Origin of the sequence: Almyronema sp., assembly GCF_052168255.1 — a bacterium.
Taxonomy (GTDB): Bacteria; Cyanobacteriota; Cyanobacteriia; order Phormidesmidales; family Phormidesmidaceae; genus Sphaerothrix; species Sphaerothrix epifaneia.
In genome coordinates, this window is sequence record NZ_JBQLZL010000076.1 from 19,745 (window position 1) to 35,066 (window position 15,322).

Annotated in this window: 13 protein-coding genes; 8 read left to right on the top strand and 5 right to left on the bottom strand. The window is 50.8% G+C overall.

The genetic code is table 11. From position 1 onward, the window contains the following. Positions 1–19: 19 nt before the first annotated feature. Both ACTS3T_RS17170 and cobT read left to right on the top strand, forming a co-directional pair. The gene (locus ACTS3T_RS17170; RefSeq protein ID WP_377966781.1) at positions 20–787 is read left to right on the top strand and encodes a DUF2232 domain-containing protein; all 768 of its coding nucleotides are present in this window, start codon (positions 20–22) and stop codon (positions 785–787) included. A gap of 117 nt (positions 788–904) precedes the next feature. Next, complete coding sequence (gene cobT / locus ACTS3T_RS17175) at positions 905–2,035, top strand: nicotinate mononucleotide-dependent phosphoribosyltransferase CobT (RefSeq protein WP_462935280.1); 1,131 nt, start codon at positions 905–907, stop codon at positions 2,033–2,035. 51 nt (positions 2,036–2,086) lie between these two features. Here cobT and ACTS3T_RS17180 read toward each other — a convergent pair whose 3' ends face one another. After that, positions 2,087–2,464, bottom strand: coding sequence for a hypothetical protein (locus ACTS3T_RS17180; protein WP_377966777.1), 378 nt, complete (start codon positions 2,462–2,464; stop codon positions 2,087–2,089). Between the two features lie 789 nt (positions 2,465–3,253). Between ACTS3T_RS17180 and ACTS3T_RS17185 the strand changes: the two genes are divergently transcribed. Further along, positions 3,254–4,441 carry an extracellular solute-binding protein gene (locus ACTS3T_RS17185; protein WP_377966775.1) on the top strand — a complete coding sequence of 396 codons (1,188 nt, stop codon included), beginning with the start codon at positions 3,254–3,256 and terminating at the stop codon, positions 4,439–4,441. On the opposite strand, the gene ACTS3T_RS17190 is transcribed toward ACTS3T_RS17185, so the two are convergent. From ACTS3T_RS17190 to ACTS3T_RS17200, 3 genes are all read right to left on the bottom strand, one after another. Then, positions 4,438–5,064: a hypothetical protein gene (locus ACTS3T_RS17190; RefSeq protein ID WP_377966773.1), complete on the bottom strand. Its 627-nt coding sequence runs from the start codon at positions 5,062–5,064 to the stop codon at positions 4,438–4,440. The two genes, ACTS3T_RS17185 and ACTS3T_RS17190, sit on opposite strands and share 4 nt — an antisense overlap. A gap of 11 nt (positions 5,065–5,075) precedes the next feature. After that, positions 5,076–7,751 carry a TIGR03960 family B12-binding radical SAM protein gene (locus ACTS3T_RS17195; RefSeq protein ID WP_377966771.1) on the bottom strand — a complete coding sequence of 892 codons (2,676 nt, stop codon included), beginning with the start codon at positions 7,749–7,751 and terminating at the stop codon, positions 5,076–5,078. 236 nt (positions 7,752–7,987) lie between these two features. After that, on the bottom strand, positions 7,988–8,293 hold the full coding sequence (locus ACTS3T_RS17200) for an STAS domain-containing protein (protein ID WP_377966769.1): 306 nt from the start codon (positions 8,291–8,293) through the stop codon (positions 7,988–7,990). 394 nt (positions 8,294–8,687) lie between these two features. Here ACTS3T_RS17200 and ACTS3T_RS17205 point away from each other — a divergent pair, with 394 nt between their 5' ends. The 4 genes from ACTS3T_RS17205 (at position 8,688) to ACTS3T_RS17220 (ending at position 11,568) form a co-directional block, all read left to right on the top strand. Continuing rightward, positions 8,688–8,882 (top strand): hypothetical protein, encoded by a 195-nt coding sequence (locus tag ACTS3T_RS17205; RefSeq protein ID WP_377966767.1) that lies wholly within the window; start codon positions 8,688–8,690, stop codon positions 8,880–8,882. Positions 8,883–9,073: 191 nt separating this feature from the next. Next, a complete protein-coding gene (locus ACTS3T_RS17210; RefSeq protein ID WP_462935281.1) occupies positions 9,074–10,438 on the top strand; it encodes a Na+/H+ antiporter NhaC family protein in 1,365 nt (454 codons plus the stop codon). 6 nt (positions 10,439–10,444) lie between these two features. Next, positions 10,445–11,167: an AzlC family ABC transporter permease gene (locus ACTS3T_RS17215; protein WP_377966763.1), complete on the top strand. Its 723-nt coding sequence runs from the start codon at positions 10,445–10,447 to the stop codon at positions 11,165–11,167. A 74-nt stretch (positions 11,168–11,241) separates the two neighbouring features. After that, positions 11,242–11,568 carry an AzlD domain-containing protein gene (locus ACTS3T_RS17220; protein WP_377966761.1) on the top strand — a complete coding sequence of 109 codons (327 nt, stop codon included), beginning with the start codon at positions 11,242–11,244 and terminating at the stop codon, positions 11,566–11,568. A gap of 93 nt (positions 11,569–11,661) precedes the next feature. Here the strand turns inward: ACTS3T_RS17220 and ACTS3T_RS17225 are convergent, their stop codons facing one another. Further along, entirely contained in the window at positions 11,662–12,582 is a 921-nt protein-coding gene (locus tag ACTS3T_RS17225) for a CPBP family intramembrane glutamic endopeptidase (protein WP_377966759.1), read from the bottom strand. A 263-nt stretch (positions 12,583–12,845) separates the two neighbouring features. Between ACTS3T_RS17225 and ACTS3T_RS17230 the strand changes: the two genes are divergently transcribed. Beyond that, the gene (locus ACTS3T_RS17230; protein ID WP_377966757.1) at positions 12,846–15,290 is read left to right on the top strand and encodes a CHAT domain-containing protein; all 2,445 of its coding nucleotides are present in this window, start codon (positions 12,846–12,848) and stop codon (positions 15,288–15,290) included. Positions 15,291–15,322 lie beyond the last annotated feature (32 nt).

Below are 15,322 nucleotides of genomic sequence, written 5' to 3' on the forward strand. Positions count from 1 at the left end.
TTTGTTTTATTAGAAAGCTATGTCGAATTTGCCCAACGCTAGGCAGTCTTCATCAAAATCGAATGCTTCAGACTGGGAAGATGATTTAGGTCTAGATCTACCTGAGGCGATCGCCAACAAGTCTGCCAAGCGATCGCGCCCCTTACCCACCAATGGCCCGGTCGCGATGGTGGAAACCGCCTTTCTCGCCAGTACCGCCAGTTTGATCTGGTTAGTTAATTATTATTTTCCGCCTGGGCCATTGCTGCGAATTTTTTTCCCGCTACCTACGGCTTTGGTCTATTTGCGCTGGGGACACCGGGCGGCTTGGATGTCGGCGCTGGTTTCGGGTTTGCTCTTGGCTGTTTTGATGGGGCCGCCGCGGAGCGTGCTATTTGTAATGCCCTATGCAGCTTTGGGGGTACAGCTTGGCTTCATGTGGGTGCGCAATGCGGCTTGGTACAGCACAATCTTCATTGGGGCGCTGATTGGCACGCTGGGTTTTTTCTTTCGCGTATGGCTGTTGTCGATCATGCTGGGAGAAGATTTGTGGGTTTATTTGACCACTCAAATTACTCAGCTATTAGATTGGGGGCTCAATCGTCTGGTCGATTTTGGCCTGATTGGCTTAGGGACGGTAGGCCAGCCTGATTTAGGCATGATTCAGTTATTGGCAACTTTGATGGTGCTGATCAGCAGCATTCTCTATTTGTTTACAGTACATTTGGCGGCTTGGTTTTTGTTTGAACGCTTGGGCATTGCTATGCCAGAGCCACCTGATTGGGTACAGGTCTTGCTAGATGACTGAGCTGCTCAATCGCTACTGTAGCTGTAGCCATCAGGGTTAAAACACTCAAATGACTGAAAGCCGCTGCCAGAAAAGCTTTCATTCTGACCTCTGCCTTAGCCTTTTGCTTTTGACCCTATGATCCGTGTTTGCACTGAACGGCAACAGGCTACCGACTGGTTGACTCGCCATCAGGGCAAACCCCCTTTGCTTGTCTGCATTTTGGGCTTTACTGAGACAGCTTTGATCCCAGGTATTTCAGCCGCTGGCGCAACACCTGCCGATCGACGCTATACAGCGATCGCAGATGCTGAATTTCTTTATTATGGGCCGCGCCACCCTAGTGTTTATCCTCTGCCGCCGCTGATAGCAGGCGCTTCCCCCGTTTTTATTTCGAGAACTTTGGTAGCCGCTCAAGCCGTCCCGGTGCAAATCTTCAATGCTGGGTTGCCGCTTAGCCCAGCGGTTCCACATATTGACCTCAAAGGCCAACCTGCTGCTTGCTTGAGTACGGGGCAAGCAATGTCTTTTGCCCAAGTGCGATCGCTATTTCAACAAGGCTTACGCTGGGGAACACAGCTTGCGATCGACTATCGAGATCGCTATGTTGTGCTGTCGGAGTGTGTTGTCGGTGGCACAACAACCGCTTTGGCAATCTTGCTAGGGTTGGGCTTTGCTGTCGCCGGTAAAGTTAACAGCAGCCATGCTGTTTGCAATCACAGCCAAAAGCAAGATCTAGTGGCGTTAGGACTTCGTCGATGGCAGCAGTCTAGGATTAAGGGCGATCGCCTCTCAATCGACCCGCTAGCAGTGGTGGCCGCCTTGGGAGATCCCATGCAGGTTGTCGCTGCTGGCATGTGTATTGCGTTGAGTCGAGCAAGCGGTGTTTTGCTAGCAGGCGGAACTCAGATGCTAGCCGTTTATGCCCTTAGCCGTGCCATTGCGCACGACCAGCAGTTGGCTTGGCAGCCTCAAAATATAGTCGTAGGCACGACGCGTTGGGTAGTTGAAGACGCGTCAGGAGACGCCATTGGCTTAGCCAATATCGTTGGAGAGGTACCGCTACTGGCCGCCCAAATTGACTTTTCCAACTCCCGGTACAGGCAACTGCGGGCCTATGAACAGGGCTATGTCAAAGAGGGGGTGGGGGCTGGAGGCTGTGCAATGGCAGCCTATCTCTATCGGGGTTGGCAAATGTCTCAACTGCTTCAGTCAATTGAGCAGCTTCTAGATCAGCAGTCAGGTTTGCTAAACCTGAACAGCGACTAGAAACCTCAGAGCCATTATGAAGCAGCTACTTGCCGCTAAACCCTAGCCAACTTAGTGGTGGGTGCGGGTGGCTAGCAATTGTTCCTCAAGCGCAGCAATTCGGTTATAGGCAGCGGTGAGTTGAGCTGTCAGGCGTTGTATTTGCACTTCTGGCGTAATTTCTTTACCAGCGCCTGATTTTTCGGGGTTCATATAGGCATTGTCAGTCAGGATGTCTTTGTGCTTTACATCACTTGAACCAACAATACCGCCTGAGTAAGCTGAGACGGCTGGATTGATGCCAAACTGCATATTGCTCTCGAATTGAGACGAGCAAGCTTGTTGTCCCGATAAGACTTCAGCGATACGCAAATTTATTTGGTCGATCATCTGATGCAGCGCATCGACTTTGCCCGTTAAGAGGACTACCTGTTCTTGTAGCAAATCCATAAACACTTCATCCCGAACGTACTAATTCAATTCCAATTCCATCCTAGGGACTTTGCCTGAATGAGTGAGATTACCACGAGATTATTTAATGTTTGTTGATATTGATTGAATGAAAGTTTACAAGTTAGCCCATCGCGCAATCTGTGAATGATTTGGCTAGGTTTAAAGACCTATTCGTCACCTTTTTGCTTGAGTAATCCTTAAGATTAGCGTTTGAGTGAAAAAAGTTTTAGTCAACAGGAGCTATAAGCTGAAAAGCCTGTCTAGCAAGCATTAAGGCTATTTCAAGCATTGTCCTTTAAGTGCATTTAACCACAAAAGAACTATCTGCTAAATCTTTTTGCCAAGCCAGATCAGCTCAATCTGCCAATTTGGGAGATGACAACAAAATCTAGCAAAAGCCTGCATTTATCTTGGTTGCGGTGTTTATAGGTATCTTTCTGAGAAATGTCTGGCGTTAGCCTTCACTCAAAATTGCCTATCTACGGTTACATCGGGGTTTTAGTGGTGTTTCAAACCTAAACCATGAAATCTAGACAACCTTATTAGTTTTAGGTAACTGGTTGTAGATTTAGCGTCAAACTTTGCTACCAATCAGTTACCCAAAAACTGTTTTGAGAATGGTCTCAGTTGATCCCCACGTACCCTCATAGGTTTACCCATATTGGGGGGGTCAACAGCTAATTTGCAAATTGGCTATAGGTCTTTAACAACGGGGTTTTAGCCTCAGGCTGAAACAGATAAACGGTAGCTTGGGGTAGAAGCAAGTTGCGCTCTAAAATGGAGGGTATGAAAAGACGATCGCTGCTAGTTGCGACGGCTGCCTTAGCCACCAATGCTTTACTGTCTGCTTGTAGTCAGACGGATACAGATGCCCTCAAAATTGAGCTGCTGGCGAATTCGTTTCCGCCTCAGTTGCTGCGGGTTTTTCGTCAAGAGCTGCTGACGACCCAAAGCTGTGAGTTTGACAGTCAAGAGCAGATGAGCGAACTTTATGCCCAGTTGCAAAGATGGGTAAAAGTCTCTGCTGAACCGTCATCACGCTGGCCAATAAGGAGTCCGATCCGGCGTTCAACAACGCCAACCCCTGCCGATCTCGTAACGCTAGGGGATTACTGGCTCACCAGTGCTATTCAGCAAGCCCTTATTCGACCTTTCTCGGCAGCACAAGTCCAAAGCTGGCCGGAACTATCACCGCGCTGGTCTGAACTGGTCAAACGCGATCGCCAAGGTTATCTTGCCCCCGCCGGAGAAGTGTGGGGAGTTCCCTATCGTTGGGGCAGTTTGGCGTTGGTCTATCGCGATCGCCCTTTTGAATCTTTAGGTTGGCAACCGCAAACCTGGCAAGATTTGTGGCGACCCGAACTCAGGGGTAAAATTTCGCTGCCCAACCATCCCCGAATTGTTATTGGTTTGGTGCTGAAGCAGCTAGCTCAATCAGCTAATTCAAGCAACTTCGCTGCTTTTTTGCCCCAGCTAACAGCGTCGCTACAGTCGCTTCATCGTCAGGTCAAGTTTTATAGCTCTAATCACGCTTTGCAGGCTCTAGTCAGTAACGACACCTGGCTAGCAGTGGGGTGGACAACCGATGTTTTGCCTGTGATGCAGCAGTATCGCCAGCTCCGCGCCGCTATTCCCCCATCAGGCACCCTGTTAACAGCCGATGTCTGGGTGCAGCCAGCCGGGGCGATCGCAGAGACTGGCTCTGATGTCTCCCCCCTATCTGACTTAGGGCAGCAGTGGTTGGCATTTTGTTGGCGAGCCGATGTCGCCACCCAGCTCTCGCTATCCACGTATGGAGCCTCCCCTCGATTTGCCACCCGCTCCGATGCCTCACTCCCCCCAGCCCTACGCAATCATCCCTTGTTGCTACCAGGGGCAGACATTTTTGCCAAAAGCGAATTTTTACAGCCGCTACCAACCGATAGCGAACAGGCTTATGCCCAGCTTTGGGCCGAAATTCGCCAATCTAGCTAGCGGCCTCGCACGTTGCTACGTCCCAAATAATCCAAAACAATTGTGCAAGGCACAGTGGCAATCAGATCTGTGTCTGGCCACTGATTGTGATTTAAGGTTTCTAGATCGCTGTAGGCGCTAAAGTCGCAGACATTGGCACCCACTAAATTTCTGCCTGCAAAAACGCGCAGATTATAACCAAAAGATTTGGCTGAAGTGCCAAATTGGTTAACCAAAACGTAATGCTCTAAATAACTCAGCGCTTCCCAAATTTGGGCATTCACCACCAAATCAATCCGCCGAGGTTGCTGGGGGCTACCGCGAAAAGCAACCCAGGTATTGAGTAACTGAGGCGCACCCAGGCTGGTACTGGTTTGCTCTTGTTGCCACCACAGGCTAGGCGGCGTCAGCGAAGTCATAGAAATGGTATTTTCGGTAATCGCTTCGCCGCTCTCTAGCAAAGCCTCGTCAGGATCAAGGGTGAGGGGCAATTGTAAGAGGGCTTCATAGGCCGTAGTCAGGTTGGGGTTAGCTTCATCTATTGGCAACGCCTCCGCCGCCGCTGCCGCCAAAACTAGGCCAGCCACCATCATCCCTAGCCCCAAGCATTGACCCTGTCTTCCTAAAATGGCTGGGTACCGCATACCATGACTCCTTAGGCGTCAGCGGCCTTTTCTGAGTCCACCGCCGTTAAGAACAACTGCTGGCGATGAACGTGCAATAGCTGAAATGTCTGCTGCGTCACCTGTTCTAACATCGTGATCATTTGTTCAGGTCGTAGCAGCGTGCCGTCGTTGCGACAGCTGCCAACAAATCTGATAATCGTCTGATCGGCTGCAATTGGCTGCAATTTAGCAGACGCTTGCATAGCCCGATCAGGTTCCAAAAGCGATAGTTCAAACAGGCGATCGCGTAAATTTACCTGCTTGGGCTTACCTGATTTGGTGCGATGCTCGGCCCAAATTTCGGCGCTATCTTTGACAGTTTGCAACCAGACTTGCCACTGCGACAGCGAGGGCACTGGGTCAGGCGCTTGAACTAAAAGCCAGTATTCGGCTCGATCTAGAACCTTAGTAGCTGAAGGAGACTGTAGCGAAACGGTTTCTACTTGATAAATAGGCATTTCAGCGGGCAACTGAGCCTGAAGCCGCTGCTGAAATTCTGTCGGTGCCATCGCTTCGGTTAGTTCAAAGTCAACAATTTCACCTGTACTGGTTGCCCCCAAAGGCAGCGCCATCGCCGCCGAAATGCGAGGGCCGGGGTGAAATCCGCCCGTAAAGGCTAGAGGCAAAGCCGCTCGGCGCACAGCGCGATCGAGTAAACGAGCCAGATCCAGATGGCCAATTAAAGCCATTGTCCCTAACTTACCTAGCCGTACCCGTAACCGCTGGCTTCGCTGTTGAGGCGGTTGAAAATGCCCCCCAAACTCAGGAATCGCCGGGGGAGGCACAACGACATTGTGACCAAAATCGGAACCACAAACACCGCAATGGGAGCAGCCAGCAAAGGAACAATCGGCGACCGTAGCAGCGGCTAAAGCTCGTTGCAGATCTGCCTGCAACCAAGCCTTATCGATTCCCGTATCAATATGATCCCATGGCAGGGGCGCGGTTAAATCGGTGGCGGCGGTATCACCTGTCTCCATAACGTTCCATTCGCCGTTGTCTACCTGGCGATATTTCCAGGTCAGTCCGGCTTCAGCGATCGCTTGGTTCCAGGCAGCAAAAGCGCGATCAAGGCTTTCCCACCAGGAATCCATGCCTGCCCCTCGTTCCCAGGCTTTGCGTACGACAGCAGCTAAGCGGCGATCGCCACGCCCCACAAAGTCTTCCATGGCCGAAATGCGGACGTCGGTAAAATTAACCTTGACGCCTCGCAGCAGACGAAATTCTTCTTTCAGCAAAGCTTGCTTGCGCTTAAACTCAGCCGTAGATACCGAATGCCACTGAAAGGGGGTATGAGGCTTGGGCGTAAAGTTTGAAATTGTAATGTTGAAGTTTAATGGCTTGCGCTTTTTGAGATAGCACGACTGCCGCAGCCAACGCACCGTTTCAGCAATACCTAAAACGTCTATGTCGGTTTCACCCGGTAGGCCAATCATGAAATAAAGCTTGACCTTGTCCCAGCCTTGTTCATAAGCCGTTTTCACACCGCGCAGCAGTTCTTCGTTGGTTAAACCCTTGTTGATGATGTCACGCATTCGCTGGGTGCCAGCTTCAGGGGCGAAAGTCAACCCTGTCTGCCGCGTTCCGCCAATAATATGGGCGATGTTTTCGTCAAAGCGATCGACCCGCTGACTGGGTAACGACAGAGAAATATTTTCGTTCTTCAGCCGATTTTTAATTTCAACGCCAACGGCTGGTAACGCTAAATAGTCAGAACAGCTCAAAGACAAGAGTGAAAACTCGTTGTACCCGGTTGAGCGCATTCCTTGCTCGATCGCATCCATAACTGCATCCGGAGCCACATCTCGCGCCGGACGCGTCAGCATACCGGGCTGGCAAAAACGGCAGCCACGGGTGCAGCCACGGCGAATTTCAACCGTTAGGCGATCGTGAACCGTTTCTACGTAGGGAACCAGGCCAATAGCATAGTCGGGAATAGGGGTGGCTACTCGCCGCAAGATGCGGGAGGGAACGTCGTTGCGAATGGGCTGTACCGATCCATCTGCCGCCATTTGGTAAAATTGCGGCACATAAACCCCCGGTACCTGAGCCAAATCCAGCAGCAGTTCAGTACGCGATAGCCCCGCCGCTTTGCCTTCTTCTAGCACCAACCCAATTTCAGGCAGAAGTTCTTCACCGTCGCCTAGGGCAATAAAGTCAAAAAAGTCAGCATAAGGCTCTGGGTTAGAAGTTGCCGTTTGGCCACCCGCAAAAATCAGAGGCCAACTGCCCGATTCTACTTGCCAAGTTTCGGCGGCTGAGCGCTCTTGCCAGGTGAGGGGAATACCAGCTAGCGACAGCATTTCTAAAATATTGGTAGCCCCCAGTTCGTAGCTGAGGCTAAAGCCTAAAATATCAAATTCCTGCAGCGATCGCCGAGACTCTACCGCAAACAGCGGCGTTTGCGTTTGGCGCAGCTTGGCCGCTAAATCGCTGGCAGGCAAATAAGCCCGATCACACAACTGCCGGGGCTGAGCATTTAAGACGCTATACAAAATAATGTGGCCTAGATTAGACGCGCCCACTTCATACACTTCTGGATAGGTCAGCACCCAGCGAATGCTAGCTGCCTGCCAAGGTTTGTGGACGGCTCCTAACTCATTGCCTAAATAGCGAGCCGGACGCGAAATCTCTGACGTTAAAAGGGTATCAACTGCGATCGCCACAATATCTGCCAGCGAGTTGTTTGCTGAAAAACTACCCCTTCACTATAGCGGATGGCCTTGAGCTGCCAGTAACGCTGCCGTCTTTCGAACACACTAAAAACGCCTCAGCCTGAGAGCAAAGGCGCTTTTCAAAAAACATAAGCTCAAACTCAGAAATTGCTTGAGCTAGCTTTATGAGTCGTTGAAAGTGACGAGGATAGCGTCTAGAGCCAAAAACAATCTAAGGAATTAAGTCACTAAGCGGCGATCGCCATTTGCGCTGGCCGAGTTTCTAAAACCTCGAAGGCGCGGTCGAGCTGAGTGAGTTCAAACACAATCTTGATCGAAGGTGGAACAGCACAGAGGCTGAGCTGCTTACCGTTACGTCGAGCAGTGCGTAAAGCGACCACTAAAGCGGCTAGCCCAGCGCTGTCTAAAAAGTCAACAGAACTCATATCAACGATTAGACCTGTTGCACTAGTCGATAAGGCTTTAACCAGCTGATCTTGAAAGGCAGCCGCATTCGCCGCATTAAGCACGCCGCTGGGCTGAACAACTACCATAGACAAATCAGGACTCTTGATATTTTTAGTCATTTCTCCACCCAACTTGGCGACAATTTTGGAAAAGTCAAACAAAAATTCTGAAACTCTGCAGGAAAGCTACCGTAGATGCCCCGAACTTAAGACTTTTGAACTTGAGATGCCCATCTCCGCCTCCAGGGTTTGTCGAATCTTAACTTCCACCCCCGCTTCTTTAAAGTTTCCAGTAAGCGTTTTTACTTAAGGTGCTTAAGATTACAAAAGCTACGCTTTCAAAGATGTGACTTTGATCACATTCTCGTTCAGATCAAGATCACCCACTAATGACTGTTAGATCACTGGTGAGGAGCCAGCCGCCATCGACAATTTTAACTATGGACTTGCTTCCCAGATTCACTGTCATGAGTGACCTGATATGAATTCTGACTTCTCAATTCGTCGCCTTGTAGAGCGGGCTCTCTATAGTCGCAAGCTCACCCCTGACATCGAAAACGAAATCAATTATGTGCTAACTCGGCTGGGTTACGTTTCTGATGTTGATTATGAAGCTTTAGAATTACTCATGGCCGAAATGGATGCAGGTCGTATTCAGCTTGTACCTAGCGTCTAGCCCCCATCACAGATATCTGCAAGGATACTCGTCAAAAAAGTAACCTAAGGTCACTGACTGGTCTGAAATTTCTATAATAGAAGACTCATTCTTGCCAGCAACGGTACGTCTCTCTTAGCCAGTGCTAGCCAAGGGAACAGCCGTCTAGGGCGAAGCTTCGTAGTCCCCGCTAGCTTTAGGCAACTTGCTCTATGGATTTTGTTTTAGGGCTTTTGTTGCTGCTAGGTGTTTTGATCGTAACCGTTATGCAGGGAGGCAGCCTCTTAGTTCCGTTGAGCGTTGCCAATGGGGTCTTTGTTGGACTTTACTGGCGACGCGGGTTTGCGCTGGGGCAGCTTCTGCGAATGCTAGTAGCTGGGGCGAGGCAAAGCGTTGCAGTCGTCGTCATTTTGCTTTTAATTGGCCTGGTGGTTGCCACCTGGATAGCCGCCGGAACGGTACCAGCCCTGGTTTATTACGGCGTCTCGCTAATTCAGGCAGATTATTTTGTCCTTTCAGCGTTTTTACTGACGGCAGCCGTTTCTGTTGTCATTGGCACGTCTTTTGGGGCGGTTGGCACGATTGGCATTGCTTTGATGATCGTGGCGCGTAGTAGCGATGTGAGTGTGCCTTTAGCGACTGGAGCGATTATTGCAGGCGCTTATGTGGGCGATCGCTGCTCTCCCCTATCGTCTAGCGCCCACCTAGTAGCTGGTTTGACCCAAACTCAGCTTTACAGCAACTTGTACAACATGGTGTTGACTTCTCTCGCGCCGCTGTTAGTTTCAGGGTTGATTTACGCTTTCTGGCCTCACAAGGCTATTGAACTAACAACAAACCATCCGCTGACTGCTGCAATTTTGGCTCAGTTCCAGCTCGGCTGGTTGCCTTTCCTGCCAGCAGTAATTGTTTTGGGCTTGGCTAGCTGGCGAGTGCCTGTTAGGTTAACGCTGCTCCTAAGCTGGCTAGCGGCTCTGGCGATCGCGTGGCAGTACCAAGGGTATGCTCTAGGCGAACTCGTGCAGTTTATGGTCAGCGGGTATCAGCTTCCTGAACCTGCAGCGTTGCACGATGTGCTACAAGGTGGTGGGTTGCTGTCAATGGGGCAAGTGTGTCTCATGGTTCTCGCCTCTACAGCGCTGGCTGGGCTGCTGGCGGGTACTCAAGCCCTCCAATCGCTCCAGCGACCGCTATTGAAACTAGCGCAGAATGGCCACTTGTTTGCAGGAACGCTGCTGGCTGGCGTTATCAGTGCGGCCATCGGCTGCACCCAAACCATTGCCATTGTGCTGACCTATCAGCTTATGCATCAGCCCTACACCCAGGCCAAACTCAATCCACATCAGCTAGCTGTCGATATTGAAGATACAGCCGTCGTTGTCTCGCCACTGATTCCCTGGAACATTGCCGGGTTAGTTCCGGCTGCGATCTTAGACAGTCAAGCCAGCTTTATTCCCTACGCTATTTATCTGTACTTGCTGCCGCTGGCTGGACTATGGTTAAGACCAAGAAGCTGGTTTTCTTTGCCAGCAGTCAGACCACTTGGCCAATCAAAGCCCCCTCCTACTAATCGTTAGGGTTTTATGCCTCAAGACAAATCAGCCTCTTTTTGGCCAATGGTACTGGCGGGTGCAAGAGATATTGTGCCGTTGGTTATTGGAGCTATTCCCTTTGGCATTATCTTTGGGACGCTGGCGCAAACAAGTGGGCTATCAAATGGTGGCGCGATCGCCATGTCGGCTTTCGTCTTTGCCGGATCTGCCCAGTTCATTGCCTTAGGCTTGCTTTCAAGTCACACCGCCGTTGTTTTAATTTTGCTCACCACTTTTGTGGTTAATCTGCGTCACCTGCTTTACGCTGCCAGCATGGTGCCCTACGTGAAGTCGCTCTCACCTTGGGGGAAAATTCCTTTTGCCTTTTTGCTGACTGATGAAGTCTTTGCCATTGCTATCGGCCAGTATCTCCGCAGCGATCGCCAGGAAAAGTCCCATGCTTACTATTTCGGAGCGGCTTTGCTGATGTATTTCACCTGGCAGCTTTGTACTTGGGTGGGGCTGACAGTGGGGCAGCTTTTTCCCAATATTGCTAGCTGGGGCTTGGATTTTGCCATGATTGCAACGTTTATCGGCATGATTGTGCCCTATTTAGTCACGCGGCCAATGGTGGTGGCCGTTGTGGGCGCTGGGGCGATCGCTTTAATGGGGCGTGAACTGCCGCACAATTTAGGTTTACTGTTCGCTACGCTAGGGGGAATTATTTTGGGTTACTGCTGCGAAGTTTTTTGGCCTAAACCGACTGTCTCTTAACACGATGGCAATGAAGCAACAGCAATATTGTCGGCTGTAAGGGGTTCTACCGTAGCGTTTAATTGAGATAAAAAATGCATGAGCTATATCTGATTGCAGGGATGGGGATCATTACCTTTCTCATCCGCTATAGCCTAATTGCCATCAGCGGGCAGGTCACCCTATCTGACGCTTTTAGCCGCGCTCTGCGCTATGTACCGCCGACGGTGCTTACCGCCATTGTAGTTCCGGCTGTTTTAAGCCCTGATCAGAGCGTCGCTTTTGGTTTAGCCAACGCCCGCTTAATCGGAGCGCTTGCCGCGTTGGGCGTTGGGTTATGGCGCAAGCAGCTACTGTTAACGATTCTGGTGGGCATGAGCGTTTTCTTTGGCTGGCAGTGGCTGGTTTTGCCGTTGTTATAGCGAAAGGCAGAAGACTGAGGGCGCTTGTCTGGCAGCGGCCTTTAGCCGTTGAAGTGTTTCAATACGCATGGCGACAGCTATAGCGGTTTCAAGTTAATCAAGCTGGGGCCGTCGAAGCGATCGCCGAAAACATAAGTAATAAAAAATCAACATCTGCCCTAGCAACAAAATCAGCGTCAAGCGCGGATCACCTGTTTCCTGCACCGTTAACAGGGTCGGTGCCGGGACGGCAGAATCAATGCTGTTGATAAACACAACGACCAAAATATTATTAGCCGTGTGAATGCCTAGCGCCATCTCTAAGCGGTTTTCTTTCAACGTTACCAAGGCTAAAAAGGCTCCGATCGCAAAATAAATTAGGATGAGCCAAATAGCGCCGCGCTGTAGTTCTGGATTCGCCAAATGGGGAAGGGCAAACAGTGCCCCATTGATGCCAATTAAAAAAAAACTATTGCGTGAGATCAGTCCTAAAGCCTGTAGCAAATATCCTCTAAAAAGCAGTTCCTCCGCCGCCACCTGAAGCGGCGTGAGCACAAAGGCAAACGGTAAAAACCGTAGCCAATGAGTGATGGCAGCAATACGCTGGTAAGACTCGTTGTGAAATCCGTAGTCAATTAGCGAAGGAATTCCTAAAAGCAAAAACCACAAGCCAAAGCCTAGCCAAAAGCGATCGCCAGCAAATGTTCTATCCGTACTCAACAAAGACAGAAAAGGTCGCTGATGCAATCTTCGAATCACCACCCACAATCCGCCATAAAAACAAATAAAAGGCAGATTGTTCAGCACGTAAGCCGTCAGCGTGGGCGATTGCAGCAAACCCATTAGCGCTTGATCAAGATTGGTCAGCGGCACACCGGAAGCAGTGCTTTGCCAGTTTAACCAAGCGATCGCCGCGATCGCCGCGACAATTCCACCTACAACAAGCCAAGCAAATACAATCAAGGCAACGCCCAGAACATAGCGCCACCAGCGATTTTTACCTTGTTTAGCTTGATCTAGATATGATTGTCCCATGTCTGCCTGATGGCCATCCTTACTGACGAGTTAATGACAAGCCGTCTTTGATTCAATATAAGCGTTTTGGGACGCCTACAATGGGCAATAAGTGTTCCTAACAAGCTGCTGGCATCGGGTTTGGCATCAAGTCATTGGCCATTGTTGGTTTGTGGCTCTTAAATACGCGACCAAGTCCTTTGGCATACAGCATCGCTGGCAAAGCTGTAAAAAGCTAGCGGTTACAGTTGTGTTAGGCCGATCAATTGCACAGGGTGAAGGCAGTGACCCAGGAATTTCACATCTCAATTACAGCCGTCGGTGAAGAGCGGTATCTGGTGCGCACAGAACAGGTTGCTCCGGGCACTCCCCTGGCTGAAGAACAGGTGGTTTGGCCAATTGCGGATTGGTTAGAGCAAACTCAGCAGCTTATGCATGAACCTTTGATGTCTCTGTTGGAAGGTCAGCCTCCCTTTCGGGTCGCCACCCGTCCACAAGACGCTGACGATTCAGCTGCCGCTGCTTCAGTTTCAGCCAATGCACCCGGTCTGGTTATGCTGGGTCAGCAACTCTATAGCGCTCTTTTTCAAGGCTTAATTCGCGATAGCTGGCTCACAGCTCAAGGGATTGCTCAACATAGCCAGCAGGTGCTGCGGCTACGGTTGGGAATCAAAGAAGCTAGGCTGCAAAAACTACCGTGGGAGGTTCTTCACGATGGCGATCGCCCCCTAGCCACAGGTACAGATCTTACTTTTTGCCGCTATCACTCGGCCTTAGCTTCCGGTCAAGCCATCCTCAATACGTCAGCAGCGATCGCCGTTGATCCGCCATTACGAGTGCTAATGATTGTTTCAGCGCCTGACGATCAAGAGCAGCTAGCGCTCAAACGCGAAGTCCGGCAATTACAAGCCGAGCTACAGCCTGCCTCCCCAGAAACCCCTGAGCAGACTGCCGACTTTAAACCGCTGCCAATTGAAGTCACTTTGCTAGAGCAACCCGGACGAGCCGAATTAGTACAAGCCTTAGAGCAAGGCCACTTTCAGGTTCTGCATTACGCTGGTCACAGCAATTTGGGCAAAACAGGGGGCGATCTGTATCTGGTGAGTAAGCAAACAGGCTTGTCAGAACAGCTTAGCGGCGAAGATTTAGCTGGGTTATTGGTCAACAATGGGGTGCGTTTAGCCGTATTTAATTCTTGCCGTGGGGCTTATACCGAAGCAGAAGCTGAGCTAGGCGGACAAGAGCAAAACCTAGCTCAAGCGTTGATCAATCGCGGTGTGCCGGGGGTAATCGCCATGTCAGAGCGAATACCCGATGAAGTTGCCATTACGTTTACGCGCTTGCTCTATCGCAACTTGAGGCAGGGCTACCCGGTTGATCTCAGCCTCAACCGAACGCGTCAAGGACTCATTTCTGCCTATGGTTCACATCAGTTTTATTGGGCGCTGCCTGTGCTGTATATGCATCCCCGTTTTGATGGGGCGTTGACCAGTCAGCCCGTTAGCGCTGGGCTAGCTTTAGACAATCTGCTGTTTCCAGAAATGAAGGGCGATCGCGCTGATGTCTCTGCCGCCGATGCAGATACCCTCGTCGCGGCTTTAGAAGCCGACGAAGATTACGACGAAGATTTTGCCATTGTCTCAGGGTTGCTACAGCAACTCGCCCCGACAGCAGCAGTCGCTTCGTCTGCCACCGTCAGTCCTGCCGCTCACCCAGAAGCGACGGTGGCTGCGACCCCAGACGAAGCCGCTTTAATAGACAAAAGCCAGCCGACAGCCGCCGCCGTCGCAGAACAGACCACCGCTGATACCCCCTCAGCCGCTCAACTGAGTCAGCCTATGGCATCGGCCTCAGCCAGTCCGTTCTTTAAAGGCTTAACACCACTTTGGCCTCAGCCAGCCCAGCGATGGTTGCCAATTGTGGGCGCTGTTGCGTTGGTTGCAGGCATTGGTCTTGTCGGTGTGTTAACCAATCGTCAGCGAGATTCAAATCTGACAGCGGAGCAGGTTTTAGCAGATCCTAGCCTGCTTCAGAGTTTAGAGCAGCTAGACGAAACAGCCGATCCCGTAGCGATCGCCACGGTAGCTTTTAACCGCAACCTGCTGACGCCAGCGCTAGACATTGTGACAGAACTGCTAGAGCGCAACCGCCTACCAGAAGCGGAAGCAGCCCTAAAAGCCGCTTCTGATAGACAACGCCAGGAACCAGAATTTCTTTACCTTTTAGGTCGTTTGCAGTGGCAGCGATTAGCCACGCAATCTGCTGATTACAGTGCTGCTGATGCGGCTCGTTCTTGGGCAGCGGCAGTAGCAAAGCGACCTAATGAAGCGAGGTATCAGGTTGCTTTAGGCTTTGCTTACTATGATCAAGGTGAGTTCGAGCAGGCTTTTGACACCTGGGAACAAGCCATCGGCATTGATCAACAGGTTCAAAACTTGCAACCGCTGATAGCGTCTGGTAAAGACAGTGAAGCATTGGTGGCAGAGCCGATTGTGCTGAATGCCTATGCAGGGCTGGCGCTGGCGCTGGTGCAGCTTGCCGACCAGCAAGCCAACTTTGTACAGCGCGAACGAATGCTGAGTACGGCTCAAAAATATTACTTAATGGTTATTCAGGCCGATCCAGAAGCCTTTAACAGCCCTAGCGCTTTCGAGTTTGAACATAACTGGTTGTGGCAGGAGGCTGCGATCGCAGATTGGCAAAGGCTACAAGAGCGCATATTCGAATAAGGTCAGACAGCGACTCTCTGCACCAGTCGGCG

Bases quoted from the DNA above. Each gene is read 5' to 3' on its own strand.
- cobT (WP_462935280.1), top strand. From the start codon at position 905: ATGATCCGTGTTTGCACTGAACGGCAACAGGCTACCGACTGGTTGACT.
- ACTS3T_RS17220 (WP_377966761.1), top strand. From the start codon at position 11,242: ATGCATGAGCTATATCTGATTGCAGGGATGGGGATCATTACCTTTCTC.
- ACTS3T_RS17185 (WP_377966775.1), top strand. From the start codon at position 3,254: ATGAAAAGACGATCGCTGCTAGTTGCGACGGCTGCCTTAGCCACCAAT.
- ACTS3T_RS17225 (WP_377966759.1), bottom strand. From the start codon at position 12,582: ATGGGACAATCATATCTAGATCAAGCTAAACAAGGTAAAAATCGCTGG.
- ACTS3T_RS17190 (WP_377966773.1), bottom strand. From the start codon at position 5,064: ATGCGGTACCCAGCCATTTTAGGAAGACAGGGTCAATGCTTGGGGCTA.
- ACTS3T_RS17170 (WP_377966781.1), top strand. From the start codon at position 20: ATGTCGAATTTGCCCAACGCTAGGCAGTCTTCATCAAAATCGAATGCT.
- ACTS3T_RS17200 (WP_377966769.1), bottom strand. From the start codon at position 8,293: ATGGTAGTTGTTCAGCCCAGCGGCGTGCTTAATGCGGCGAATGCGGCT.
- ACTS3T_RS17205 (WP_377966767.1), top strand. From the start codon at position 8,688: ATGAATTCTGACTTCTCAATTCGTCGCCTTGTAGAGCGGGCTCTCTAT.
- ACTS3T_RS17215 (WP_377966763.1), top strand. From the start codon at position 10,445: ATGCCTCAAGACAAATCAGCCTCTTTTTGGCCAATGGTACTGGCGGGT.
- ACTS3T_RS17180 (WP_377966777.1), bottom strand. From the start codon at position 2,464: ATGGATTTGCTACAAGAACAGGTAGTCCTCTTAACGGGCAAAGTCGAT.
- ACTS3T_RS17210 (WP_462935281.1), top strand. From the start codon at position 9,074: ATGGATTTTGTTTTAGGGCTTTTGTTGCTGCTAGGTGTTTTGATCGTA.